Annotated in this window: 5 protein-coding genes and 1 pseudogene; 2 read left to right on the top strand and 4 right to left on the bottom strand. The window is 55.7% G+C overall.

Going from position 1 to position 5,118, the window contains the following annotated elements; translation table 11 throughout:
• Window positions 1-1,035 (top strand): aminomethyl transferase family protein (locus tag C1D09_RS30255; RefSeq protein WP_143977627.1); only part of this gene is annotated, 1,035 nt, incomplete at its 5' end.
• Between the two features lie 425 nt (window positions 1,036-1,460).
• On the opposite strand, the gene C1D09_RS30250 is transcribed toward C1D09_RS30255, so the two are convergent.
• The 3 genes and pseudogenes from C1D09_RS30250 to C1D09_RS30240 form a co-directional block, all read right to left on the bottom strand.
• Entirely contained in the window at window positions 1,461-2,198 is a 738-nt protein-coding gene (locus tag C1D09_RS30250; protein ID WP_143977626.1) for a class I SAM-dependent DNA methyltransferase, read from the bottom strand.
• A gap of 84 nt (window positions 2,199-2,282) precedes the next feature.
• Window positions 2,283-2,702 (bottom strand): SET domain-containing protein-lysine N-methyltransferase, encoded by a 420-nt coding sequence (locus tag C1D09_RS30245; RefSeq protein WP_143977625.1) that lies wholly within the window; start codon window positions 2,700-2,702, stop codon window positions 2,283-2,285.
• 656 nt (window positions 2,703-3,358) lie between these two features.
• Window positions 3,359-4,368 (bottom strand): annotated as a pseudogene (locus C1D09_RS30240) (IS110 family RNA-guided transposase).
• Window positions 4,369-4,556: 188 nt separating this feature from the next.
• Here C1D09_RS30240 and C1D09_RS33365 point away from each other — a divergent pair.
• The gene (locus C1D09_RS33365) at window positions 4,557-4,715 is read left to right on the top strand and encodes a hypothetical protein (RefSeq protein WP_167514817.1); all 159 of its coding nucleotides are present in this window, start codon (window positions 4,557-4,559) and stop codon (window positions 4,713-4,715) included.
• Between the two features lie 143 nt (window positions 4,716-4,858).
• On the opposite strand, the gene C1D09_RS30235 is transcribed toward C1D09_RS33365, so the two are convergent.
• The coding region (locus tag C1D09_RS30235) for an IS30 family transposase (RefSeq protein ID WP_143977624.1) at window positions 4,859-5,118 on the bottom strand (260 nt) is incomplete at its 5' end.

The raw sequence follows: 5,118 nt of genomic DNA, 5'->3' as shown, positions 1-5,118 counted from the left end.
GATAATCAGCGTGACGAGCATATGGCGGTTCGTGAGCGGGTTGCCGTTTCTGACTTGACTTCATTCGGAAAAATCCGAGTGGAGGGCCGAGACGCTGCCACTTTCCTCCAGCGGCTTTGCTCCAATGATGTCGACGTGCCGGTTGGCCGGATCGTCTATACGCAAATGTTGAACGAGCGAGGCGGGATCGAGAGCGATCTGACCGTGAGTCGTCTCGCGGAGACTGCTTTCCTGCTGGTGGTGTCGGCCCTCACATTACAACCCAATCTCTCTTGGCTTAGGCGGCATCTAGGCGACGAGTTCATCGTTATCACCGATATGTCGGCGTCGGAAAGCATCCTGGCAGTAATGGGACCGAATTCGCGCGAACTGCTCGGCAGAGTGAGTCCGAATGACTTCTCCAACGAGAACAACCCTTACGGCACCTGGCAGGACATTGAGATCGGCATGGGTCTGGCGCGGGCCCATAGAGTCGCCTGTGTCGGCGAGCTGGGCTGGGAGATCTACATTCCGACTGCCCAAGCTGCTCATGTCTTCGAAGTAATCGAGGCGGCGGGCGCCGATGTAGGACTCAAGCTGTGCGGGCTCCATGCCATCGGCTCGTGCCGCATGGAGAAGGCATGTCGACACTTCCCCGATGATGTTGGCAGCGGGGATCACGTACTCGAAGCGGGGCTGGGCTTCGCTGTCAAGACGGCAAAGCCTGGATATATTGGCCGGGATGCGGTGCTGAGAAAACTTGAGGCGGGACTCGACCGCCGGTTGGTTCAGTTCCGCCTTAAAGATCCTGCCCCACTGCTTCATAAGAACGAAGTCGTTTTCCGAGACGGTCGGATCGCCGGAACAATCAGTTCCGGAGACTACGGGCACACGCTCGGCGGAGCCATCGGCTTTGGCTACGTTCCGTGGAGGGACGAAAGCAAGGCAGCTCTGCTCTCCTCTTCGTACGAGATTGAGATCGCCGGCGAGTGTTATGCTGCGGAAGTCTCGCTCAAACCGATGTACGACCCGAAGGGCGAGCGGATGCGGGCTTGACTTGACGAATTTAGCCCTTAGGCATCCACCAGAGTAGTTTAAGTATCGAAGCTCGCAGGCCGCGCCTAAGGCATTTCTGGAGGTCGAAGGCGCCATTCAAGAGTCTATTGGCTCACATTAGCGTCACGTGTTCGCCTGGATTCAGCTCGGGCGGAAGCACTCGCCGTTCATGGGCCGTCGAACAGACAGAGGCGCTTCGATGGGATCGTCGCACAGCCGACCAACAAGGTCGGGGGCGCAGTGTTAAACTTGGGCGGTCCTGCTCGCGCGGCCAGATGTCGGCGCAAGTACCGGCCCGACGTCGAGCTATGGCCCCAGGCAGCCCTGGCTAACCGGCGCGCCACAAATTGGGATGGCAGTCAAAACCGCCGTAATAGGACGCCCTTCAGAGGCAAGGGGCACGAACTATAAGCAAGGGGCACGGACTATAAGCCAGTTCGCCGGTAGACTGAGATATGACTTTTGGATTCATTGGTAAACGCTCCGCTCGCCCAATCTCCCCAGCGCTCCGCTAGCTGAAGGCCAACGCATTCGGCCATGGTATCGAGTTCCTGGTGATAAACGTACCGAACACGTTGCGGTAGACGTCTGACCGATGTACCAGAAAACCAGAGGATGGTTGACGTCAAATTCTGATTTACTGGGTCATGGATTACCGCATTGACAAAGGTATTCTCATGATCAACGAACGTAGTGGTAGTTTTCTGACCGCCAATCAGACCATCCAACGGTGGAACACGAACTTCTAGCACCACAAGGCCGTTTTCCTGTAGCGCCTCCGCAGCCGATCGAAGGCAAGCTATTTGCTCTTCGCGCGTGGAGAGCAGAGTGAATGTGCTATAAACACAATAGACTAGATCGTAGGGTTTTTCCGCCCTGAAACGGGCAATGTCCCCCTTCCAGCCTTTGATCAGGTCAGTACGCTCCGCGAGAAGTTTTAGCATGCTGTCCGAATTGTCGATGCCTTCAACCTTGACCCCGCGCTCGCTCAACGGCACCGCCACGCGCCCATTGCCAATACCGAGCTCAAGAGCAACGCCTCCTTTGGAAAGTCGCTCGAGGAAGGCAGCAGTTTCGTCCGCCTCCGCAACCTTGCCTAATAACCTAGTATATTTTTCATATGTGGAAGCCAAATTCTCGTCGTAAACAAATTTTTCAGACACTCTACTCTCCAATTAGGATTTTAGACGGCCAACAGAAGCTCACTATTCTCAACTGATTTACCATTCTCGTCTATCTTCGGTTCGTCATTCCACGAACTTTATGGTCTTAGGATAGTCGGATAGATTTGTGTATTTCTGGGTTATTTCTTCGTCAACCTTAATGTCATTGATTGCTACTATGTTTGCCCATGCGCCGGATTCTTCATCAGCCCAGACCGTTTTTGCATTAGGGTTCAAAGAATGGTTGACCAACGAGGCAAGCCCAAACACTACGTAGCGTGCTGTAGCGCCACATTTTTGACTTCTCTCTCCTCGTACGAAATAGTATTCGAGTATTCCTGTAAGATCTATGAGATTTGCTTGCCTATCATCAAACTTCCATGTGGGCGCGCGCTCGATTAAATCTCCGGCTTTGAACGGAATATTCGCAAATAAACCACGGCCTTTTTTTGGGACGTTTTTGACATATAGAGCGTTGCTTCGATCAAAAACCCTATCGAGCATAGTGTGTACTTTCTTAATGCTGAGCTTGGATTATGGGCATTCGTTGAGCTTCGGTGTCACTAGGCATGCTAACTTCGAAGAAGTCGGCGGGCTTGTGGATCGAGCGCCCGGCTAAATGGCTCATTGTCTCGCCGCAACCCTCCTCCTTTCGGGAGTTGCCATTGAGACTCGCAGATCGAAGTATACTCTCGCGCTTCGCACCCTCATTCCCCCTGACAACAGGCATCCCTTCCCCTAGGCACCTCGGTGAGATCGGCACGCGCTTCTAAGGGACGAGACTCCAACAATTCATCCAGAACTACTTCTCTGTGAGCGAACATAGCCTGTTCTCAACCCCGTCATACCTACCAATGTGAGTGGGTGACGTTAGCTGCTCAGCTCTTCTCTTACGTTTCGTCCCACCAATCCGGTGTCAAAGGCCCTTTAATTGCGGGTAGTTGTCAATCCAGATCTCGCATTGCCATCGCCGGGGTCATGGTCCTTTCCGAGGTCGAATGCCTCATTGATGTTCGGGTCAGGCGCCTCAACGTTTCCAACGAGATGCAGGTAACCTGCTGTCAGCCGTTTGACCGAGGTCGCCGCCACCACCGTCCCGGCGGGGACATCACGAGTTCCGCGTTGATAGCGGCCCGAGAACTCGTTTGGGGTGGAGTCGATTAAGCCATCTTTTCGTTACCCCACTCAAAGTTGGTGCCGTCAACCCAAATGCAGTGAAGAAGAACGTCGATCTTCCGGGCTACCGTCCCTTTGCCTTCTTCAAGCCGATCCGTCTCGACGGACGCATCCCCCAGGCTTTCAGTGTGGATTCATTTCTTCGTCCGGTGCAGGAGCACACTGGCCGCCTCGTACAGATAGGTTCGCAACAGCCGATCGCCCCATCCTGAGACGCGGCTATTGATATCCGTTTCACCGGACTGCTTTCGTCGCGGCGTCAGGCCGAGATAGGCACCCACATTTGCGGCCGAGCGAAGGCGCGAGGGATCGTCGATCGTGTGGCGGAACGTGAGCGCGGTCACCACGCCGATGCCGGGGACTGTCATCAGCCGGCGTGTGGTTTCGTCTTCGCGAGCGAGATGCCGGACCTGCCGATCAAGCTTCTCTTGTTCACAGCAGACCTGCTCATGGACAGACAGAAGCGCCTGAACTAAAGGGCGAAGCGGATGGCCGTCAGCAACCAGTTCCCAAACCTTTCGCCGGAACTGTGACCCAATCGATCGACTGAACTGCAGCCCATATTCCTTCAGCATGGACCGTGTCTGGTTTTCGAGATCGCGACGGATCTCGACAGGTCTTGACCGTGCGACGAGCATGGACCGGGCGGCCTGACTCGCTGCGCTCTTGACCTTCACTTCCCGATACCAGCCGACGCGAACCAGCTCGGCCAGGCCGCGGGCATCGTTCTCATCGCTCTTGTTCATTCGGACTGAAAGCGCTGCCTTTGCATGCTGAGCATCAATGCAGACGGCCGGCAACCCGACCCTTTTCAGCTCGTGCCAGAGCCATTGGACATGGCACCAGTCTCAAATCCGATGCGCTCGGCGTGAGGCGCACGTTTATGCAGCAGCTCCGTCAAGGCTCCTGGATCGGACTTCGCCTGTCCCTAGAACACCGTCTTTCCAGTATCGTCGACCACGCAGACGCTCGTCTCCCTCTGCGACACATCCAGTCCGAGATATGGTTCACTGCGGCCTCCTTGATCTCAATGGTCGCCGGCTTTTGCCGCCAGCCGACTCTTCATTTAAAGGCGCGACGGCAGCAATTACGTTATCGTTTCCAAAACTGCCCCCCATCATGGAGTGCGCCCCTGAGGGTGGACAGATATCAGGCTGCTGATTTGCCAGTCTGCCGGATGTGTTGATCCTCGAACTGCTGCGGGCTCAGATATCCGAGCGCCGAATGGAGCCTGCGTTTGTTTTAGACCTCCTCGATGAAGCGGGGAAGGTGATCAATGACGTCGTCGAAGGTTTCGAAGGCCATCGGGTAGACCGCCTCGACCTTCAGCGTCTTTCATGAAGCTCTCCGCCTTGGCGTTGTCGTAAGGATTGCCTCTGCGGCCCATCGAGCCCGTCAGGCCGTTTGTTTCCAGCGCTTCGCGGTAAATCTGCGCAGTGTATTGGGCGGATTCAAGCGATCGTCGCAACACGGATTGTGTTCACTCATGGCAGCAACTCGTCAAGCGCTTCTGCCGGCGTTTTCCAACCCAGGGTCTTTCTCGGCCGGGCATTGAGGGCCGCTGCCACGGCGGCGATCTCGTCGGCGCTGTGAATGCTCAGGTCGGTGCCTTTCGGGAAGTACTGACGCAGCAGCCCATTGGTGTTCTCGTTAGTGCCGCGCTGCCATGGGCTTTGCGGATCGCAGAAGTAGACCCGGACACCCGCATCGATCGTGAGACGATCGTGCTGGGCCATTTCGGCTC

The organism is Mesorhizobium intechi (assembly GCF_002879535.1).
In the GTDB taxonomy this organism is placed as follows: domain Bacteria; phylum Pseudomonadota; class Alphaproteobacteria; order Rhizobiales; family Rhizobiaceae; genus Mesorhizobium; species Mesorhizobium intechi.
Note: the sequence above shows the minus strand (reverse complement) of the source record. Positions and strands in the feature narration are given on the sequence as shown.